General features: G+C 33.7%; 18 protein-coding genes, 1 pseudogene and 2 other annotated features. Of the genes and pseudogenes, 18 read left to right on the forward strand and 1 reads right to left on the reverse strand.

Annotated elements, in window-relative coordinates; genetic code table 11:
- The coding region (locus M4I33_RS15510) for a DUF1573 domain-containing protein (RefSeq protein WP_257917667.1) at positions 1-277 on the reverse strand (277 nt) is incomplete at its 3' end.
- 277 nt (positions 278-554) lie between these two features.
- Between M4I33_RS15510 and M4I33_RS15515 the strand changes: the two genes are divergently transcribed.
- The 18 genes and pseudogenes from M4I33_RS15515 to rpoC form a co-directional block, all read left to right on the forward strand.
- Positions 555-1,676, forward strand: coding sequence for a PIN/TRAM domain-containing protein (locus M4I33_RS15515; protein ID WP_257917668.1), 1,122 nt, complete (start codon positions 555-557; stop codon positions 1,674-1,676).
- 13 nt (positions 1,677-1,689) lie between these two features.
- On the forward strand, positions 1,690-2,367 hold the full coding sequence (gene ispD / locus M4I33_RS15520; RefSeq protein WP_257917669.1) for a 2-C-methyl-D-erythritol 4-phosphate cytidylyltransferase: 678 nt from the start codon (positions 1,690-1,692) through the stop codon (positions 2,365-2,367).
- A 53-nt stretch (positions 2,368-2,420) separates the two neighbouring features.
- Positions 2,421-2,607 (forward strand) — a binding site (T-box leader).
- 129 nt (positions 2,608-2,736) lie between these two features.
- Positions 2,737-4,452: a proline--tRNA ligase gene (locus tag M4I33_RS15525; protein ID WP_257917670.1), complete on the forward strand. Its 1,716-nt coding sequence runs from the start codon at positions 2,737-2,739 to the stop codon at positions 4,450-4,452.
- Between the two features lie 15 nt (positions 4,453-4,467).
- On the forward strand, positions 4,468-5,871 hold the full coding sequence (gene cysS, locus M4I33_RS15530; RefSeq protein ID WP_257917671.1) for a cysteine--tRNA ligase: 1,404 nt from the start codon (positions 4,468-4,470) through the stop codon (positions 5,869-5,871).
- A 51-nt stretch (positions 5,872-5,922) separates the two neighbouring features.
- Positions 5,923-6,339 (forward strand): Mini-ribonuclease 3, encoded by a 417-nt coding sequence (locus M4I33_RS15535; RefSeq protein WP_257917672.1) that lies wholly within the window; start codon positions 5,923-5,925, stop codon positions 6,337-6,339.
- A 30-nt stretch (positions 6,340-6,369) separates the two neighbouring features.
- Positions 6,370-7,218: pseudogene (gene rlmB / locus M4I33_RS15540) on the forward strand (23S rRNA (guanosine(2251)-2'-O)-methyltransferase RlmB).
- A 16-nt stretch (positions 7,219-7,234) separates the two neighbouring features.
- On the forward strand, positions 7,235-7,744 hold the full coding sequence (locus M4I33_RS15545) for an NYN domain-containing protein (protein WP_257917673.1): 510 nt from the start codon (positions 7,235-7,237) through the stop codon (positions 7,742-7,744).
- A gap of 32 nt (positions 7,745-7,776) precedes the next feature.
- Positions 7,777-8,418: an RNA polymerase sporulation sigma factor SigH gene (gene sigH / locus M4I33_RS15550; RefSeq protein WP_374707719.1), complete on the forward strand. Its 642-nt coding sequence runs from the start codon at positions 7,777-7,779 to the stop codon at positions 8,416-8,418.
- Positions 8,419-8,633: 215 nt separating this feature from the next.
- Entirely contained in the window at positions 8,634-9,827 is a 1,194-nt protein-coding gene (tuf, locus tag M4I33_RS15555) for an elongation factor Tu (protein ID WP_257917674.1), read from the forward strand.
- A 209-nt stretch (positions 9,828-10,036) separates the two neighbouring features.
- Positions 10,037-10,186 carry a 50S ribosomal protein L33 gene (rpmG, locus tag M4I33_RS15560; RefSeq protein WP_257917675.1) on the forward strand — a complete coding sequence of 50 codons (150 nt, stop codon included), beginning with the start codon at positions 10,037-10,039 and terminating at the stop codon, positions 10,184-10,186.
- 55 nt (positions 10,187-10,241) lie between these two features.
- Positions 10,242-10,466, forward strand: a complete 225-nt coding sequence (gene secE, locus M4I33_RS15565; RefSeq protein WP_194191648.1) for a preprotein translocase subunit SecE — start codon at positions 10,242-10,244, stop codon at positions 10,464-10,466.
- Positions 10,467-10,502: 36 nt separating this feature from the next.
- Positions 10,503-11,024, forward strand: a complete 522-nt coding sequence (gene nusG / locus M4I33_RS15570; protein WP_194191874.1) for a transcription termination/antitermination protein NusG — start codon at positions 10,503-10,505, stop codon at positions 11,022-11,024.
- 86 nt (positions 11,025-11,110) lie between these two features.
- The gene (gene rplK / locus M4I33_RS15575) at positions 11,111-11,536 is read left to right on the forward strand and encodes a 50S ribosomal protein L11 (protein WP_257917676.1); all 426 of its coding nucleotides are present in this window, start codon (positions 11,111-11,113) and stop codon (positions 11,534-11,536) included.
- Between the two features lie 57 nt (positions 11,537-11,593).
- Complete coding sequence (gene rplA / locus M4I33_RS15580; RefSeq protein WP_257917677.1) at positions 11,594-12,280, forward strand: 50S ribosomal protein L1; 687 nt, start codon at positions 11,594-11,596, stop codon at positions 12,278-12,280.
- A 56-nt stretch (positions 12,281-12,336) separates the two neighbouring features.
- Positions 12,337-12,468, forward strand: a sequence feature (ribosomal protein L10 leader region).
- A 33-nt stretch (positions 12,469-12,501) separates the two neighbouring features.
- Positions 12,502-13,005: a 50S ribosomal protein L10 gene (rplJ, locus tag M4I33_RS15585; RefSeq protein ID WP_194191651.1), complete on the forward strand. Its 504-nt coding sequence runs from the start codon at positions 12,502-12,504 to the stop codon at positions 13,003-13,005.
- Between the two features lie 55 nt (positions 13,006-13,060).
- Positions 13,061-13,423 (forward strand): 50S ribosomal protein L7/L12, encoded by a 363-nt coding sequence (gene rplL, locus M4I33_RS15590; RefSeq protein ID WP_194191652.1) that lies wholly within the window; start codon positions 13,061-13,063, stop codon positions 13,421-13,423.
- A gap of 389 nt (positions 13,424-13,812) precedes the next feature.
- A complete protein-coding gene (gene rpoB / locus M4I33_RS15595) occupies positions 13,813-17,523 on the forward strand; it encodes a DNA-directed RNA polymerase subunit beta (protein ID WP_257917678.1) in 3,711 nt (1,236 codons plus the stop codon).
- A 20-nt stretch (positions 17,524-17,543) separates the two neighbouring features.
- Positions 17,544-20,637 (forward strand): DNA-directed RNA polymerase subunit beta' (rpoC, locus tag M4I33_RS15600; RefSeq protein ID WP_257917679.1); only part of this gene is annotated, 3,094 nt, incomplete at its 3' end.

The raw sequence follows: 20,637 nt of genomic DNA on the forward strand, positions 1-20,637 counted from the left end.
CTTGTTCGATTACTTCTCTGCAATTATCACAAAGTTCTCCTTTTAAGTGGTTAGATAAACACTCTTTATACTCTAAAAGGGTAGTTTCGTCAGAAGGAATGCATTGTTTTTTTGCATCTATCTCTATACAACCGCAATTAGTAACTGCTTTTGTTATAGCTCTATTTACTCTACTACTAGATTCATTATACTTACTTAGAATATCTAAAATACTTTTGTGACGTAGTAAAGAATCTTCTACTGAGTTTTGAAATTCATCAAAAATTATGTCTTTCATTTCTTTTCAACTCCTTAGCAATATTTTATAAAATTTCTATATGTAACTAAATATATCTTATGAATCTAATGATAAACTAGGATGGCTATAAAATATAGGGGGTATAAGAAAAATATAAATATTCTTTAGTTATATTTAAGAAAAACTTCACTAAAGCCATAAAATGGTATGGTATAATTAATTCACGGTAAATAAATTATATTTATAGTAAAAAACTTTATTTTAAATAGAATTTAATTATCATAAAATGGCAAGAATTTAAAAGGGAGGTGAAGGAATGTTAAAAAAATTAATAAGAGGGATTTTCACTGTAATAGGCTTACTACTAGGATATATAATAGGGGAAGCAGCTTTAAAGATAGATGTTTTTCAAAATATGGAATATCTATCATCAGCGGTAGGTAGGGTATTATTCGTTATATTTATTTCATTAGTTTTTGGTATTATTTTATATTTGGTTTCTCCGACTATATATAAGTGGATTTCAAATTTAATAGGTTTAGCAGAAACAAATATGAGAAGGTTCTCAGTAGCTGAAATAATATACGGATCTATAGGTGCTATCATACCCCTTATAATAGTTTTCTTTTTAGCGAGTCCTTTAAATGACTTTTTAGCACCACTTGGACCAATCCTATTTATATTAATTAATATTTTAGCAGCAGTAATAGGTGTAAAAATCACTGTAGATAAAAAAGACGACATAACTGCTATGATAGTTAATATAAAAAAGAATAGTGCTATAAGAGAAAAAGCTCAAAAAGAAAAGAAGGCTAGAAAAGAAGCTGAAAAAGCACACAAACCAATTCCAAAAGTTTTAGATACATCTGTAATAATAGATGGTAGAATATTTGATATTTGTGAAACTGGTTTTGTAGAAGGACCTTTAGTTATACCTAATTTCGTTTTAGATGAACTTAGACATATAGCAGACTCTTCGGATTCTTTAAAAAGAGTTAGAGGAAGAAGAGGACTAGATATATTAAACAAGATTCAAAAAGAATTAGATATAGAAACTCAAATCTACGAAGGTGATTTTCCTAAAATCGCAGAAGTAGATGCAAAGCTTTTAAAACTAGCTCAAACTCTAAACGGAAAAGTTGTAACAAATGACTACAACTTAAACAAAGTTGCTGAGGTTCAAGGTGTTCCAGTTTTAAATATAAACGAGCTTTCAAACGCTATTAAACCTGTTGTTATTCCAGGAGAAGAAATGACAATTGAAATAGTTAAGCTTGGAAAAGAAAACAGTCAAGGTGTTGCGTATTTAGATGATGGAACTATGATAGTAGTTGAAGGTGGTAAAAAGCACTTAAACGAAACTATAGATGTTTTAGTTACATCAGTTCTTCAAACAGCAGCAGGAAGAATGATATTTGCAAAGCCTAAAGACAATTAGGAGAGTAATTAATATGAATACAGCTATTATTCTTTCAGGTGGAAGAGGAAAGAGGATGGGTGCATCAGTTAGTAAGCAATTTATAATGCTTAAAAACAAACCGATTCTATACTATACTATTAAAAAGTTTTTAGATAATAAAGATATAGATAATATAGTTCTTGTTTTACCAGAAGATGAAATAGATTATTTTAAAGAAAATATTTTAGATAAGTTTGATTTAGATATAAGTAAGATTGTTTTAGGTGGAAAAGAAAGACAAGACTCTGTATATAATGGTCTTAAAGAATGCAAAGATTCTGACATAGTTTTAATACATGATGGGGCGAGGCCTTTTGTAAGTGATGAAATTATATCAAATGGAATAAAGTTTGCTAAAGAGTACGGGGCAGCAGCACCAGGTGTTATGCCTAAAGATACTATAAAAGTTAAAGACTTAGACTCTTTTTCTAAAAGTACACCAAAAAGAAGTGACTTAGTTTCAGTTCAAACACCGCAAGTTTTTAAATATGATTTAATAACTAAATGCCACGAAAAAATCAAAATCGAAGGTAGAGAAGTCACAGACGATACTATGGTTGTTGAAACTTATGGTAATAAGGTATTTTTATATGATGGTGAATACACAAATATAAAAATTACAACACCAGAAGATTTGATTTTAGGTGAGTATTTAGTATTAAATAATTAATTGACAGTAAATTCTTTAAAAGCTATAATGTTAGCATAAAATAGAATTAAAGGTTAAAGACTATGAAGAAGAATAGTAGAAATCGCACCTTTTAAAGAGAGGAATCCTTAGGCTGAAAGATTCCAAATTAGATTTTGAACCAGCTTCTGAGTAATAGGCAAAAACTATCGGTTTAATACCGTTATCATTACTTAAAGATACAAATTTAGGTGGTACCGCGATTTATTAGTCGCCCTATTTTATAAATAGGGTGGCTTTTTTATATTCATATTTATTTAAATTTAATCTATTAAAGTTAAAAGGAGTAATTAATTACACCTTTTATTAAATTAAGAAAAAATAAAAGTTAATATATTAGGAGGTAGAATTATGAAAATGTCAAAAATGCTAGTTGCGACTTTAAGAGAAGTACCAGCAGAAGCAGAAATAGCAAGTCATAAGTTAATGCTAAGATCAGGAATGATTAGAAAGGTTGCATCAGGGATATATGCACATTTACCTTTAGGAGTAAAAGTTTTAAATAATGTAGAAAATATAGTAAGAGAAGAAATGAATAACTCAGGTGCTCAAGAATTCTTAGCTTCAGCTGTTATACCTGCAGAATTATGGCAAGAATCAGGAAGATGGGATGCATACGGACCAGAAATGTTTAGAGTAACAGATAGAAACTCAAGACAATTCTGCCTAGGACCTACTCACGAAGAAGTATTTACTGATATAGCTAGAAATGAAATAAAATCATACAAACAATTACCAGTAAATCTTTATCAAATTCAAACTAAATACAGAGATGAAAGAAGACCAAGATTTGGAGTTATGAGATCTAGAGAGTTCATAATGAAAGATGCTTATAGCTTTGATAAAGATCAAGAAGGATTAGATAAGTCATTTAACGATATGCACGATGCATACGTAAGAATATTTAATAGATGCGGGTTAGATGCTAAATGCGTTGAAGCAGATTCAGGTGCAATCGGAGGATCAAACTCAGCTGAATTTATGGTTAAATCAGAAGTTGGAGAAGATGATATAGTTTTCTGCACAACTTGTGATTACGCAGCAAACATAGAAAAAGCTGAAACTGTAGGCGATAAATGCGAAGAAGAAGCATTATTAGAAATGGAAAAAATCGAAACTCCAAACAGCAGAACTATAGAAGAAGTTTCAAGCTTCTTAAATGTTGATAACAAAAAAACAGTTAAAACTCTATTATATAATGTAGATGGAAAAACTGTTGCTGTATTAGTAAGAGGAGATAGAGAAGTTAACGAAGTAAAGGTAGCTAACGCATCAAATGCTTCTACTGATATAGAATTAGCAACTCATGAAATGGTATTTGAAGCTACTAATTCAGAAACTGGATTTGCAGGTCCTGTAGGGCTAAAAGCTGATTTAATATTAGTTGATGCAGAAGTTAAAAATATGTATAACATGGTTGTAGGTGCTAACGAAACAGGATACCACTTAAAAAATGTTAACTACGGAAGAGATTTCGAAGGAACAGTTGGAGACTTCAGAAACATAGAAGAAGGCGAAGTTTGCCCAAGATGTGGAGGAAAAGTTACTATAGCAAGAGGAACTGAAGTTGGACACATATTTAAACTTGGAACTAAGTACTCAGAAGCTATGAACGCAAGCTTCATAGGAGAAGACGGAAAAGAAAAACCATTTATAATGGGATGTTACGGAATAGGTGTTACTAGAACAGTTGCATCAATCGTAGAACAACACCACGATGAGTTTGGTATAGTATGGCCTCTTTCAGTGGCTCCATACCACGTATCAGTTATACCAGTTAACGCTAAAGATGAAGAGCAAATGAAAATAGCTACAGAGCTTTACGAAGGGCTTTTAGCTATGGGAGTAGATGCTTTACTTGATGATAGAAAAGAAAGAGCTGGGGTTAAATTTAAAGATTCAGAACTTATGGGAATTCCAATGAGAGTTACAGTAGGTAAGAAAATTGGAGACGGAGAAGTTGAATTTAAATTAAGAACTGGTGGAGACAACGAAACAATAAAAATAGAAGAAGTTTTAGATAAAGTAAGAGCTGAGTTTGAAAAAAACAACCTAAAACTTAAATAGTTAGGAGGAATAGTAATGAAGCTTTATAACACATTAACTAGAAAGAAAGAAGAATTTATCCCTATAACTAAAGGAGAAGTTAAGATGTATGTTTGCGGACCTACAGTTTATAACTTTTTCCACATAGGAAATGGAAGAACTTTTATAGTATTTGATACAATAAGAAGATATTTCGAATATAGAGGATACAAAGTAAACTTCGTTCAAAACTTTACAGATATAGACGATAAGATGATAAAGAGAGCAAACGAAGAAGGAATAACAGTTAAAAATGTTGGAGATAAGTATATAAAAGAATATTATACTGATGCTGATGCATTAAACATTGAAAGAGCTACAACTAACCCTAGAGCTACAGAATTTATAGGTCAAATAATAAAATTCGTAAAAGACTTAATAGATAAAGGGTATGCATATGAAGTAGATGGAGATGTTTACTTTAGTACTAAAAAATTCGAAGGCTACGGTAAATTATCAGGGCAAAACATAGAAGATTTACAAGCTGGAGCTAGAATAAATGTTGATGAAAGAAAGCAAGACCCTATGGATTTTGCTATCTGGAAAGCAAAAAAAGAAGGAGAACCTGCTTGGAAGTGCCCTTGGGGTGAAGGAAGACCAGGGTGGCATATAGAGTGCTCATGCATGGCTAAGAACCTTTTAGGTGACACAATAGATATCCACGCAGGCGGAATGGACTTAGCATTCCCACACCACGAAAACGAGATAGCACAAAGTGAGGCCTTAACAGGTGAACCTTTTGCTCATTATTGGTTACATTCAGCATACGTTAATGTTAACAATCAAAAAATGTCTAAATCATTAAATAACTTCTTCACAGCAAGGGACGTTTTAAAAGAATATGATGCAGATGTTATAAGATTTTTAATGTTATCATGCCACTACAGAGTTCAACTTAACTACAGCAAAGATTTATTAGATTCAGCAAGATCATCAGTTGAAAGAATCTATAACGCTATAGGAAACCTTGAAAATTTAATAGATGAAGTTTCAAGAGAAGAGATGAATGAAGAAGAAAAGGCATATTTAAATAGCTTAGATAAATATAGACAAAAATACATCGAAAAAATGGATGATGATTTCAACACAGCAGATGCAATAACAGCTATATTTGATCTAATAAAAGACACTAACACAAACATAAATATAAATTCATCAAAAGAACTTGCAAAAGAAGCTTTATCTTTAATTAGAGAACTTGGTGCACCTCTTGGAATGTTCCAAAAATCAACTAAAGACGCAGCACTTGCAGAAGAAGTTGAAAGATTAATAGAAGAAAGACAACAAGCTAGAAAAAATAAAGATTTTGCTTTATCAGATAAAATAAGAGATGATTTAAAAGATAGAGGAATAGTTCTTGAAGACACACCACAAGGTGTTAGATGGAAAAAGGTTAACTAATAAAAATATAAGGCTGCATATATTGCAGCCTTTATTTAAAGGAGAAATAAAATGTTAAATGATTTAAGAGTAAAGGAATTTTCTAAATACGAAGCTAGACTATTAAATCCACTTCAGTTAGCATTAGTAGGTGACGGTGCTTATGAAATATTTATAAGAAATTATATAATTTCAAACAATAGTGGGCTTTCAGTACACAAAATGCATAAAGCTGCTATAAATTTTGTAAAAGCAAAAAGTCAAGCGCTTATAATGCACGAATTAGAAAGTGAATTAACAGAGGAAGAACTACACATATATAAAAGAGGAAGAAATACTAAATCAGCTACAGTTCCTAAAAATGCAGATGTTAGAGATTATAGAATGGCAACTGGATTTGAAGCGTTAGTTGGATATTTATATTTGACAGGAAACGTAGAAAGGTTAGAATATATATTTAACAGAAGTGTAGAGATTTGTTCTAAATAATTTCTAAAAGTTAGATAGGAGAAAGAAAAAATGGCAAAAAACCAAAAAAATATTAAAGAAACTAAAAAGCCTAAAAGAGAAGAAAGACAGCCTAAAAAAGAAGAGAGAAAACCTAGAAGAAGCGAAGAGTTTATAGAATCAACTAGAGAAGATATCTTAATAGGTAGAAATGCAGCTATGGAAGCTGTTAAAGGAAACAAAACAATTGAAGCTTTATATATAGCAAAAGGACATAAAGAAGGTTCAATAAACGTTATTATAGGCCTTGCTAAAGAGAAAAAGATCGTTATAAAATAAGTAGATAAGAAAAAGTTAGACTCTATGTCAGAAGGTGCAGTTCACCAAGGAATAATAGCAAAAATTACCCCTTACAAATACTGTGCTGTTAAGGATATACTAGAAGTTGCGAAAAATAAAGGAGAAGATCCATTTATAATTATATTAGATGAACTAGAAGACCCTCATAATTTAGGTTCTATAATAAGAACTGCTGAAACTTGTGGAGTTCATGGTATAATAATACCTAAGAGAAGAAACGTAGGAGTAACACCAACAGTATACAAGTCATCAGTTGGAGCTGTTAATCATGTAAAAATAGCAAAAGTTACAAACATAAACAGTACAATAGATGAGCTAAAAGAAGAAGGCGTTTGGGTATATGGAGCAGATATAGACGGAACAGAATACAGCTATGAAGTGAACTTTAATGGTCCATGTGCACTAGTTATAGGAAGTGAAGGAAGAGGAATATCAAAATTAACTCTAAAAAAATGTGACAAATTAGTTAAAATTCCTATGATTGGTAAGATAAATTCTTTAAATGCGTCAGTAGCTGGTGGTATAATGATGTATGAGGTCTTAAAAGGTAGACTAAAATAGAAGAGGTATAAAAAGCGTGAAGATTTATTATGTAGATGGGTATAATGTAATAAATAGTTGGCCAGATTTAAAGGAAGATAAAGATGTTAGTTTTGAAGGCGCAAGACAAAATTTAATAGACAAATTACACAATTTCAGTAGCTATAATAATTGTTTAGTCAATTTAGTTTTTGATGCACACAAGGTTCAAGGAAGCATAGAAAAAGAAGAAAAATGCTCAGAAAATCTAGCGGTTATCTTTACTAAAGACGGCGAAACAGCTGATGCTTACATTGAAAAGAAAGTCCACTCTATAGGTAGGAGATTTGAAGTTTACGTAGTAACATCAGATTCTTTAGAGCAACAAACAATCTTCCAAAGGGGCGCAACTAGAATATCATCGCTAGAATTTTATAGTGATGTTATGAAAGTAGAAGATAAAATAACAGAAAAAACGAATAAGATAAAGGCATCAACCAAAAATAATGTATGGGATAATTTAGATGGCGATGTTTTAAAAAAACTAGAAGAAATGAGAAAGAGCTAGATAAATTAAGGCTTTAAGTTCGGAGGGGGAGTATGGAGAATAGTGGGTGCTCTATGAATAAGTTCATAGATTTAGACAAAAAGACAGATGAAGAAATAGTTGTAGAAGCGAAAAATGGTAATAAAAGAGCTCAGGAATTTCTTATAAACAAATACGAATTATTTGTTAAATCGAAGGCTAAATCTTACTTTTTGATAGGAGCAGACAAAGAAGACATATATCAAGAAGGCATGATAGGATTATATAAAGCTATAAGAGATTTTAATCCTGAAAAATTAACATCATTTAGGGCGTTTGCTGAGCTTTGTGTAACAAGACAAATAATCACAGCTATAAAAACAGCAACAAGACAAAAACACATACCTCTAAATACATATATTTCACTTAATAAACCTATATATGAAGAGGAATCAGAAAGAACGCTCTTGGATGTTTTAGCTGGTCTTAAAATTACAGATCCAGAAGAACTTATAATCAGTCAAGAGGAACTAAAGAGAATAGAATCAGAAATGCAAAAAGTACTATCTAAGTTAGAACTTAAGGTGTTAAATTCTTATTTAGATGGTAAATCATATCAAGAGATTGCTTGTGATTTAGACAGGCAAGCAAAATCAATTGATAACGCACTTCAAAGAGTTAAAAGAAAACTTGAAAAATCACTAGATTTAAAGTGATTAAATAGATATTGACAAAGCAAAAAAATGATAGTAAACTTTATAATTGGTATATTTAAAAAATAAACCAAATAGAGTGCCCATGTAGCTCAGTTGGGAGAGCAACGCTTAAAATTTAGCGGAAGGCATCGGTTCGATTCCGGTCGTGAGCTCCAGCGATTTAGTTATATAACACGCTAGGCAAAGTTTATTAGGAAATGAAGGAGGATTTTACAATGTCAAAAGCAAAATTTGAAAGAAGTAAACCACACGTAAATATTGGAACTATCGGTCACGTTGACCACGGTAAAACTACATTAACAGCTGCTATAACAACTGTTTTAGCAAACAAAGGATTCGCTGAGTCATTCAAATATGACGAAATCGATAAAGCTCCAGAAGAAAAAGAAAGAGGAATCACAATCAACACTGCACACGTTGAGTACGAAACAGAAAACAGACACTACGCACACGTTGACTGTCCAGGACATGCTGACTACGTTAAGAACATGATCACTGGTGCTGCTCAAATGGACGGAGCTATCTTAGTTTGTTCAGCTGCAGACGGTCCAATGCCTCAAACAAGAGAGCATATCCTACTTGCATCAAGAGTTGGAGTTGACCACATCGTAGTATTCTTAAACAAAGCAGATATGGTAGATGACGAAGAATTATTAGAATTAGTTGAAATGGAAGTAAGAGAGCTATTAAGCGAGTACGATTTCCCAGGAGACGACATCCCAGTAATAACTGGATCAGCATTAAAAGCTTTAGAAAACCCAACTGATGAAGCTGCAACAGCTTGTATCGATGAGTTAATGAAAGCAGTAGATGAGTATATCCCAACTCCAGAGAGAGCTACAGATAAACCATTCTTAATGCCAATCGAGGACGTATTCACAATAACAGGAAGAGGAACAGTTGCAACTGGTAGAGTTGAAAGTGGTATCTTAAACGTTGGTGAAGAAGTTGAGATCGTAGGAATTAAAGAAGAAACTAAGAAAACTGTTGTAACAGGAATAGAAATGTTCAGAAAGTTATTAGACAACGCACAAGCTGGAGATAACATCGGAGCATTATTAAGAGGAATCCAAAGAACAGAAATCGAAAGAGGTCAAGTTTTAGCTAAAACTGGATCAGTTAAACCACACAAAAAATTCGTAGGTCAAGTATACGTACTTAAAAAAGAAGAAGGTGGAAGACATACTCCATTCTTCGATGGATACAGACCACAATTCTACTTCAGAACTACTGACGTAACAGGATCAATCAAATTACCAGACGGAATGGAAATGGTAATGCCAGGAGATCACATCGACATGAACGTTGAACTAATCACTCCAGTTGCAATGGACGAAGGATTAAGATTCGCGATCAGAGAAGGTGGAAGAACAGTAGGTTCAGGAGTTGTTAATTCAATAATCGAGTAATTTAAAACTTAGAATCAAATATATATACTAATTAAATATATAATTATATAGGACTGGGTTTAACTACCTAGTCCTTTATAAAGAGTATATTATTGACATGGTAAAAGAATTGTGATAATGTGAGAAAGTAACACACAATCACGATTTTTAGATACAGTAAGAGGAAATTAACTCTTAGAATATATATATAAAAACTGGAGGTGCGAACCGTGAGAGTAAAAATAACTTTAGCATGCACAGAGTGTAAACAAAGAAACTACAACTCAATGAAGAATAAGAAAAACAACCCAGACAGAATGGAAATGAACAAATACTGCAAATTCTGTAAAAAGCATACTCTTCATAGAGAAACTAAGTAATTCAAAGCGATTTTAGAAATGACACAGACTTATATAAGAGTAAGGATGTGAATTTATGACTAGTAAAAAAGTAAAAAGCACTGCTTCTACTAAAGGGGGCAAGTCAAACTTCTTTAAAGACGTGTTAGCTGAATTAAAAAGAATAACATGGCCTTCAAAAGAAGAAACAAAGAAAGCATTAATTGCAGTTCTTGGGTTCGCCCTAGTATACATAGTGTTAGTAGGCGGACTAGACTACATTTTTCAAAACCTCTTTGAAGTAGTTTTGAAACTTAAATAAAAGGAGGTTTAGTAGGTGTCTATCACTGAAGGAAATATGAGTGAAAGAGCAAGATGGTACGTAGTACATACGTATTCTGGGTACGAAAATAAAGTAAAAGTAAACATCGAAAAAGTTGTTGAAAACAGAAACTTAGAACATCTTATTCAAGATATCCAAATTCCTATGGAAGAAGCTATCGAAGAAAAAGATGGTAAGCAAAAAGTAACTTTAAAGAAAAAGTTCCCAGGTTACGTAATTGTGAAGATGCTAATGACAGATGAATCTTGGTATGTTGTAAGAAACACTAGAGGAGTTACAGGATTCGTAGGACCTGGTTCTAAACCAGTGCCTCTTACTGACTACGAGGTTGAATCAATGGGAGTTGTTGAACTACCATCTGATGTAGATCTTGAAGTAGGTGAAAGTGTAAGAGTTATCTCTGGACCACTTAGAGAATTCGTTGCAACTATCCAAGAGATTAATCTAGAGCAACACAAAATCAAAGCATCAGTTGATATGTTTGGAAGAGAAACATTAGCTGAGCTAGAATTCAATCAAATTGAAAAATTAGTTTAATTTATAGCTGATTTTAATCAAGTGGGAGGATAACAAAACAAGAAATAAGTTATCCGTATATACCACAGTATAGGAGGAATAATAAAATGGCTAAGAAAGTAACTGGAATGATTAAACTTCAACTTGCTGCAGGAAAGGCAACTCCAGCACCACCAGTAGGTCCTGCATTAGGACAACACGGTGTAAACATCATGGGATTCTGTAAGGAGTTCAACGCAAAAACTGCTGATAAAGCTGGACTAATAATACCAGTAGTTATCACAGTATACCAAGACAGATCATTTAGTTTTATACTAAAAACTCCACCAGCTGCAGTACTAATCAAAAAAGAATTAGGACTTGAAAGCGGATCAGGAGTACCAAACAAAACTAAAGTTGGTACTTTAACTAAAGAGCAAGTTAAGAAAATCGCAGAAATCAAAATGCCTGACTTAAATGCTGCATCTGTAGAAAGCGCTATGAGAATGGTTGCTGGTACAGCAAGAAGTATGGGTGTAACTGTAGAAGAGTAATTTTCATTAAAAATAGTGGGAGGTAAAAACCGCTAATACCACAAAGGAGGCTTATAAATGGGAAAGAAATATGTTGAAAGTGCAAAGTTAATAGACAAAAATGCTTTATACAATCCAGAAGAAGCTTTAGAGCTATCTGTAAAAACTGCAAAAGCTAACTTCGATGAAACAATCGAATTACACGTAAGACTTGGGGTAGATCCAAGACACGCAGACCAACAAGTTAGAGGTGCTGTAGTATTACCACACGGAACAGGTAAAGAAGTAAAAGTTTTAGTTTTTGCTAAAGGAGATAAAGCAAACGAAGCTCAAGAAGCGGGAGCAGATTTCGTTGGAGCTGAAGAATTAGTTCAAAAGATCCAATCAGAAAACTGGTTCGACTACGATGTAGTTGTAGCTACTCCAGATATGATGGGTGTAGTTGGTAGAATTGGTAGAGTCTTAGGACCTAAAGGATTAATGCCAAACCCTAAATCAGGAACAGTAACATTTGATGTAGCTAAAGCAATCGCTGACATCAAAGCTGGTAAAGTAGAGTACAGAGTTGATAAAACAGCTATCGTACACTGCCCAATCGGTAAAAAATCATTCGGAGTTGAAAAATTACAAGACAACTTCGCAACATTAATGGATGCTTTAGTAAAAGCTAAACCAGCTGCTGCTAAAGGACAATACATTAAATCAGTAACTGTATCAAGCACAATGGGACCTGGTGCTAGAATCAACCCAGTAAAAGTTTTATAATTTGACGAAAAAAGTAGTTGACTTAGTTAAACTTAAGTGATACAATAATTCATGTTGAAAAAAGAAATATAGTTCCGTAGACAGTAGGTGCTTAACGGCATAACGTAAACAACCTACCGAGGGTCCTTAAATACATGTTTAATTTCAGGTCTTCCTCTGTCTACGGGAAGACCTTTATTAATATAATAGAGCAGGTAATACTGTGAGGAGGTGGACACACAGTGAACAAGAACAGACAATTAAAAGAAGCAAAAGTTGCTGAAATCAGAGAAAAATTAGAAAAAGCAAAAGGTGTTGTTTTAACTGATTATCAAGGTTTAACTGTTGAAGAAGATACTCAATTAAGAAAGAACTTAAGAGAGGCTGGAGTAGAATACAAAGTATACAAAAATACTTTAGTTACTTTAGCTGCTAAAGAATTAGGATTCGATGGTGTTGTAGAATACTTAGAAGGTCCTGTTTCAATAGCATTCGGATATGACGATGCAACAGTAGCTGCAAGAGTTTTAAATGATTTCGCTAAGGATCACAAAAAACTTGAGTTAAAAGCTGGTATAGTTGAAGGTGATGTTTATGATAAAGATCAAATCACAAAAATCGCTTCAATACCATCAAAAGAAGTTCTTATTGCGAAACTTCTTGGAAGTATCAAGAGCCCATTATCAAATCTTGCATACTTATTAAACGCAATAAAAGAGAAAAAAGAAGCTGAATCAGCTGAATAATAGAATTAATTCAAAGAATTAATTTGGTTTTAAAAATTTTGGAGGTGCAATTAAAATGACAAGAGAAGATATCATTCAAGCTATAAAAGAAATGACAGTTTTAGAATTAAACGAATTAGTAACTGCTTGCGAAGAGGAGTTCGGAGTAAGCGCTGCTGCACCAGTTGCAGCTGCTGGAGCTGTAGCAGGAGCTGCTGCAGAAGAAAAATCAGAGTTCGACGTAGTATTAACTAACGCTGGAGCTAACAAAATCAAAGTTATCAAAGTAGTTAGAGAAATAACTGGTTTAGGATTAAAAGAAGCTAAAGAAATAGTTGATGGAGCTCCTAAAACACTTAAAGAAGCTGTAGCTAAAGAAGCTGCTGAAGAAATGAAAGCTAAATTAGCTGAAGTTGGAGCAGAAGTAGAAGTTAAATAGTATTTGACTTACTTTAGTAATAGTAATTATATAGAAAGGTGCTTTTATAGCACCTTTTTATTTCCACTAATTTTGAAACTATATAAAATATCCACAAAATTCAGGATACTTTATATAGTTTTATTTATAGTATGGGGTTGTAAACATGCTATAAATTTTTATAAAAATATAAATATATTAATTTATTGATAAAATAATATGTTGACATAACACATAAGGTGTGATACTATCATTAAATGTACTATTCAATATGGAGAAGTATATTTAGTCGAAAATAAGGTATAATCAATAATAGCGATTATATCACTATCAAGATGCTGTCCGAAAGCTAAAGTCCTTAGGGAAGTTATGCTTTTGGTTATTTTAGTTTATACAAGGGGTGAAAATTCATGGTACATCCTGTCCAATCTGGAAAAAGAACAAGAATGAGTTTTGGTAAAGTTAAAGATGTAACAGATATGCCAAATCTTATCGAAGTACAATTAGATTCATACGAGTGGTTTTTAAAGGAAGGTCTTCATGAAGTATTTGATGACATTAATCCTATTGGAAATTTCACAGGGAATCTAGTACTTGAATTCGTTGATTACAAACTTGATAAAGAAAATATCAAGTACTCAGTGGAAGAGTGTAAGGAGAGAGATTCAACTTATGCAGCACCACTAAAAGTATCAGTAAGACTTACTAATACTGAAACAGGAGAAATAAAAGAGCAAGAAGTATTTATGGGTGATTTCCCATTAATGACAGAACAAGGAACTTTTATAATTAATGGAGCTGAGAGAGTTATCGTCAGCCAATTAGTTAGATCTCCAGGTGTATACTATAGCCAAACAAGAGATAAGAATGGTAAAAGATTATTCTCATCAACTGTTATTCCAAATAGAGGAGCATGGCTTGAGTATGAAACAGATTCAAACGATATTATATACGTAAGAATCGACAAAACAAGAAAACTTCCAATAAGTATCTTAGCTAGAGCTATGGGTATAGGAAGCGATCAAGAGCTTTTAGATTACTTCGGTGAAGAAGAAAGATTTAGAGCTTCAATAGAAAAAGATAACACTAAAACAGAAGAAGAAGCTTTACTTGAGATCTATAAGAGATTAAGACCAGGTGAGCCACCTACTGTAGAAAGTGCTGTATCATTAATCGATTCATTATTCTTCGATGCAAAAAGATACGACATGTCAAGAGTAGGTAGATACAAGTTTAACAAAAAACTTGCTATTAACTTAAGAATTGCAAACCAAGTTGCAGCTGTAGACGTAGTTAATCCTACAACAGGTGAAATAATGGTAGAGCAAGGAGAGAAAATCAGCAGAGATATGGCAGAAACTATTCAAAATGCTGGAATTAACTCAGTAGATGTTTTAGTAGAAGATAAAGTTGTTAGAGTTATAGGTAGCCACTTTGTTAATTTAGAAAAAGTTGTATCATTCGATATTTCTGATTTAAATGTTAAAGAACAAGTACACTATCCAACTCTTAAAGAAATCTTAGACAACTTTACAGATGAAGAAACAATTAAAGAAGAAATTAAGAAAAACATAAACAAATTAATACCTAAGCACATAATCAAAGATGATATCTTTGCAACTATCAGCTATGAATTAGGATTAGCTTATGGAATAGGATATATAGATGATATTGATCACTTAGGAAATAGAAGATTAAGATCTGTTGGTGAATTACTTCAAAACCAATTCAGAATTGGTTTATCAAGAATGGAAAGAGTAGTTAGAGAGAGAATGACTATTCAAGACCAAGAAGCGATAACACCTCAAATGCTTATCAATATAAGACCAGTTGCTGCAGCTATTAAAGAATTCTTTGGTAGTTCACAATTATCACAATTCATGGATCAAACAAATCCACTTTCAGAGTTAACTCACAAGAGAAGACTTTCAGCTTTAGGACCAGGAGGTCTTTCAAGAGAAAGAGCTGGTTTCGAAGTTAGAGACGTTCACCACTCTCATTATGGTAGAATGTGTCCAATCGAGACTCCAGAGGGACCAAACATAGGTCTTATAAACTCTCTTGCAACTTATGCTAAAGTTAACGAATATGGATTTATTGAAACTCCATACAGAATTGTTGATAAAGCTAATAAGAGAGCAACTATGGAAATAAGATACTTTACAGCTGACGAAGAGGACCAATACCTTGTAGCCCAAGCTAACGAACCTTTAGATGAGGATGGAAACTTCATTCACGATAAAGTAACAGTTAGATATATGGAAGAAGTTATAGTAGTTCCTGCTTCAGATGTAGATCTTATGGACGTATCACCTAGACAAATCGTTTCAGTAGCAACAGCTATGATACCATTCCTTGAGAATGATGACGCATCAAGAGCTCTAATGGGATCAAACATGCAACGTCAAGCAGTACCACTATTAAAGCCACAAGCTCCTATAGTAGGAACAGGAATTGAGTACAGAGCAGCAGCTGATTCAGGGGTTCTTCCAAAAGCGAAGAACGCTGGAACAGTTACTTATGTAAGTGCTAGTGAAATAAAAGTAAAAAGAGATGTTGATGGTGGAATCGACACATACAAGTTATTAAAGTTCAAAAGAAGTAACCAAGGTACTTGTATAAATCAAAGACCATTAGTTAGTGTTGGTGAGATGGTATTCAAAAACCAAGTACTAGCAGACGGTCCTTCAACTGACCTAGGAGAAATCGCATTAGGTAAAAATATCAGAATGGGATTCATAACTTGGGAAGGTTACAACTATGAGGATGCTATGCTTATCTCAGAAGAGTTAGTAAGAGAAGATGTATTTACATCAATCCACATAGAAGAATATGAATGTGAAGCTAGAGACACTAAATTAGGACCTGAAGAAATAACTAGGGATATTCCTAACGTAAGTGAAGATGCTTTAAAAGATATAGATGAAAGAGGAATAATCAGAATCGGTGCTGAAGTTAGATCAGGAGATATCTTAGTTGGTAAAGTTACACCAAAAGGAGAAACTGAATTAACTGCTGAAGAAAGATTATTAAGAGCTATATTCGGTGAAAAAGCAAGAGAAGTTAGAGATACTTCATTAAGAGTACCTCACGGGGAAGCTGGTATCATAGTTGATATCAAAGTATTCACTAGAGAAAATGGTGATGAATTAAATCCTGGAGTTAACGAACTTGTAAGAGCTTATATAGCACAAAAAAGAAAAATCTCTGTTGGAGATAAGATGGCTGGACGTCATGGTAACAAAGGGGTTATCTCAAGGGTATTACCTGAAGAAGATATGCCATTCTTACCAGATGGAAGACCACTTCAAATCTGCTTAAACCCACTAGGGGTTCCATCACGTATGAACATCGGTCAGGTACTTGAAGTTCACTTAGGATGGGCAGCTAGTCAATTAGGATGGCACATTGCTACTCCTGTATTCGACGGTGCAACAGAAGAGAATATAGAACAATGTTTAGTAGATGCTGGATACAATGCTAACGGTAAAACAGTTCTTTTCGATGGAAGAACTGGAGAAGCTTTCGATAACGAAGTAACAGTAGGTATCATGTATATCCTGAAACTTGCTCACTTAGTTGACGATAAGATTCACGCAAGATCAACAGGTCCTTACTCACTAGTAACTCAACAACCACTAGGTGGTAAAGCTCAGTTCGGTGGACAGAGATTTGGAGAGATGGAAGTTTGGGCACTTGAAGCGTACGGTGCAGCACATACATTACAAGAAATATTAACTGTTAAGTCTGATGATGTTGTTGGTAGAGTTAAAACTTACGAAGCTATCGTTAAGGGTGAAAACATACCAGAACCAGGAGTTCCAGAATCATTCAAAGTTCTTATTAAAGAATTACAAGCGTTATGCTTAGATGTAAGAGTTCTTAATAGTAAGAATGAAGAAGTTAAGATAAAAGAATTAACTGAAGAAAATGAAGACAACAACGGTGAATTAGAAGTTAACATAGAAGGAACAGAGGAATTCGTTCCAGCTCAACCTACTATGGAAACTAATGATGGTTATACTTCAAACGAAGACGAAGAAGAGGAAGAGTTTGAAGGATTCCAATTAGAAGAGTTAGATGATAACTTAGATCTTGAAGATTTTAATGATGAACACTAATTTTGAAGGGAGGCTTACCCTTGTTTGAATTAAATAATTTTGACGCCATGCAAATTGGCTTAGCATCCCCTGAACAAATCAGAGAATGGTCAAGGGGAGAAGTTAAAAAACCTGAAACTATTAACTACAGAACTTTAAAACCAGAGAGAGATGGTCTATTCTGTGAAAGAATTTTTGGACCTATTAAAGACTGGGAATGTCACTGTGGAAAGTATAAAAGAGTAAGATATAAAGGTATCGTTTGTGACAGATGTGGAGTTGAAGTTACTAAAGCTAAAGTAAGAAGAGAGAGAATGGGGCACATCGAACTTGCTGCTCCTGTATCTCATATTTGGTACTTCAAAGGAATTCCATCAAGAATGGGATTAATCTTAGATATGTCACCAAGATCTCTTGAAAAAATCTTATACTTTGCTTCATATGTTGTAATTGATCCAAAAGAAACACCATTATTAAAGAAGCAACTTCTTAATGAAAAAGAATATAGAGAAGCTGTAGATAAGTATGGTGAAGAAAGCTTTGTAGCTGGAATGGGTGCAGAAGCTGTTCAAGAACTTTTAGGAGAAATCGACTTAGAAGGATCAGCAAGAGATTTAAAAGAAGAATTAAAGCAAAGTACTGGACAAAAGAAAGTTAGAATAATCAGAAGACTTGAAGTTATTGAGTCATTCAAATCTTCAGGAAATGATCCAAGATGGATGATTATAAACGTAATTCCAGTAATCCCACCAGATTTAAGACCTATGGTTCAATTAGATGGTGGAAGATTTGCTACATCAGATTTAAATGACTTATATAGAAGAGTTATTAACAGAAATAACAGACTTAAAAAGTTATTAGATCTAGGAGCACCAGATATTATCGTTAGAAACGAGAAGAGAATGCTTCAAGAAGCAGTGGATGCTCTAATAGATAATGGTAGAAGAGGAAGAGCTGTTACAGGACCTGGAAACAGACCACTTAAATCATTATCAGATATGCTTAAAGGTAAGCAAGGTAGATTTAGACAAAACCTTCTTGGTAAGAGGGTTGACTACTCAGGAAGATCAGTTATCGTTGTTGGACCTGAGTTACAAATGTACCAATGCGGACTTCCAAAAGAAATGGCACTTGAATTATTCAAGCCTTTCGTAATGAAGAAACTTGTAGCTGATGGAGTAGCACACAACATTAAGAGTGCGAAAAGAATGGTAGAAAGAGTAATGCCACAAGTATGGGATATCTTAGAACAAGTTATCACAGACCATCCAGTATTACTTAACCGTGCTCCTACTCTTCACAGACTTGGAATTCAAGCATTCCAACCTGTATTAGTAGAAGGTAGAGCTATCAAACTTCACCCATTAGTATGTACAGCATACAACGCTGACTTCGATGGAGACCAAATGGCAGTTCACGTTCCATTATCAGTAGAGGCTCAAGCAGAAGCTAGATTCTTAATGCTAGCTGCAGGTAACATAATGAAACCATCAGATGGTAAACCAGTATGTGTACCTACTCAGGATATGGTTCTAGGATCATACTACATCACTTTAGATAAAGAAGGTGCTTTAGGTAGCGGTAAATACTTCTCATCTAAAGATGAAGCTATAATGGCTTACGAAGTTAAAGCAATAAGCATTCACGCAGATATATTTGTAAAAATGTTTAAAGAAATTGATGGGGAAATGAAATCAGGAGTTATCAAAACTACTGTTGGTAAGTTAATATTTAACGAATCAATTCCTCAAGACTTAGGATTTATCGATAGATCAAATCCTGAAGAAACATTCAAGTTAGAAGTAGATTTCTTAATAACTAAAAAGTCATTAGGAACTATTATAGATAAATGCTACATGAAGCATGGTCCAACTCAAACTTCAATAATGCTAGATAGAATCAAAGCATTAGGATATCACTATTCATCAATCGGAGCTATAACAGTAGCTGCGTCAGATATGATAGTACCTCAAAAGAAATACGAATTATTAGATGATGCAGATGCAACAGTTGATAAGATTGAAAAAATGTATAAAAGAGGATTCATATCAGAAGATGAAAGATATGAAAGAGTTATCGAGAAGTGGACTAAGACAACTGAAGAAGTTGCCGATGCACTTATGGATAGTCTTGATAAATTCAATCCAATATTCATGATGGCAGACTCTGGAGCCAGAGGATCTAAGTCACAGATCAAACAGCTAGCTGGTATGAGAGGACTTATGGCAAGTCCATCAGGTAAAATCCTTGAGTTACCAATCAGAGCTTCATTCAGAGAAGGTCTTGACGTACTTGAGTACTTCATATCTACTCACGGAGCTAGAAAAGGTAACGCAGATACAGCGCTTAAGACTGCTGACTCAGGATACTTAACAAGAAGACTTGTTGACGTATCACAAGATGTTATCGTAAGATCAGAAGATTGTGGAAGCACAAATGGTATTTGTGTTTCAGAAATCAAAGAAGGTAACGAGATCATCGAAGAATTAAAAGAAAGATTAACTGGAAGATACACAGCAGAGGACGTAATTCACCCAGAAACTGGTGAAGTTATAGTTCCAAACGATACTTACATGGATGCAGAACTTGCAGAAAAAGTATCAGATGCTGGAGTTAAAAAGGTTAAGATTAGATCAGTATTTACATGTGATTGTAAAGTTGGTGTATGTTCAAAATGTTACGGTATGAATATGGCAACTGCTAAAGAGATAAATATCGGGGAAGCAGTTGGTATAATAGCAGCTCAATCAATCGGAGAACCAGGTACTCAGCTTACAATGAGAACCTTCCATACAGGAGGGGTTGCCTCAGCTGGAGATATCACTCAAGGTCTTCCAAGGGTTGAAGAGTTATTTGAAGCTAGAAAACCAAAAGGTCTTGCAATAGTAAGTGAAATTGGTGGTACTGTAAGAGTTGAAGATACTAAGAAAAAGAAAACAGTTCACGTTATGAGCCCAGAGGGCGAAGAAGTAAGCTATGATATACCATTTGGTTCAAGAGTAAAAGTTACTACAGACCAAATAATCGAAGCTGGAGACGAAATTACAGAAGGTTCAGTTAACCCTCATGATATAATGGCGATCAAAGGTGTAGATGGAGCAAGAAATTACTTATTATCAGAAGTACAAAAAGTTT

Source organism: Clostridium sp. LY3-2, from assembly GCF_024705715.1.
Taxonomy (GTDB): Bacteria; Bacillota; Clostridia; order Clostridiales; family Clostridiaceae; genus Clostridium.

Excerpts from the sequence above, each read along its gene's own strand:
- M4I33_RS15525 (WP_257917670.1), top strand. The coding sequence starts at position 2,737 with ATGAAAATGTCAAAAATGCTAGTTGCGACTTTAAGAGAAGTACCAGCA.
- nusG (WP_194191874.1), top strand. The coding sequence starts at position 10,503 with ATGAGTGAAAGAGCAAGATGGTACGTAGTACATACGTATTCTGGGTAC.
- tuf (WP_257917674.1), top strand. The coding sequence starts at position 8,634 with ATGTCAAAAGCAAAATTTGAAAGAAGTAAACCACACGTAAATATTGGA.
- rplA (WP_257917677.1), top strand. The coding sequence starts at position 11,594 with ATGGGAAAGAAATATGTTGAAAGTGCAAAGTTAATAGACAAAAATGCT.
- M4I33_RS15535 (WP_257917672.1), top strand. The coding sequence starts at position 5,923 with ATGTTAAATGATTTAAGAGTAAAGGAATTTTCTAAATACGAAGCTAGA.
- cysS (WP_257917671.1), top strand. The coding sequence starts at position 4,468 with ATGAAGCTTTATAACACATTAACTAGAAAGAAAGAAGAATTTATCCCT.
- rplK (WP_257917676.1), top strand. The coding sequence starts at position 11,111 with ATGGCTAAGAAAGTAACTGGAATGATTAAACTTCAACTTGCTGCAGGA.
- M4I33_RS15515 (WP_257917668.1), top strand. The coding sequence starts at position 555 with ATGTTAAAAAAATTAATAAGAGGGATTTTCACTGTAATAGGCTTACTA.
- ispD (WP_257917669.1), top strand. The coding sequence starts at position 1,690 with ATGAATACAGCTATTATTCTTTCAGGTGGAAGAGGAAAGAGGATGGGT.
- rpoB (WP_257917678.1), top strand. The coding sequence starts at position 13,813 with ATGGTACATCCTGTCCAATCTGGAAAAAGAACAAGAATGAGTTTTGGT.
- sigH (WP_374707719.1), top strand. The coding sequence starts at position 7,777 with ATGGAGAATAGTGGGTGCTCTATGAATAAGTTCATAGATTTAGACAAA.
- secE (WP_194191648.1), top strand. The coding sequence starts at position 10,242 with ATGACTAGTAAAAAAGTAAAAAGCACTGCTTCTACTAAAGGGGGCAAG.
- rplL (WP_194191652.1), top strand. The coding sequence starts at position 13,061 with ATGACAAGAGAAGATATCATTCAAGCTATAAAAGAAATGACAGTTTTA.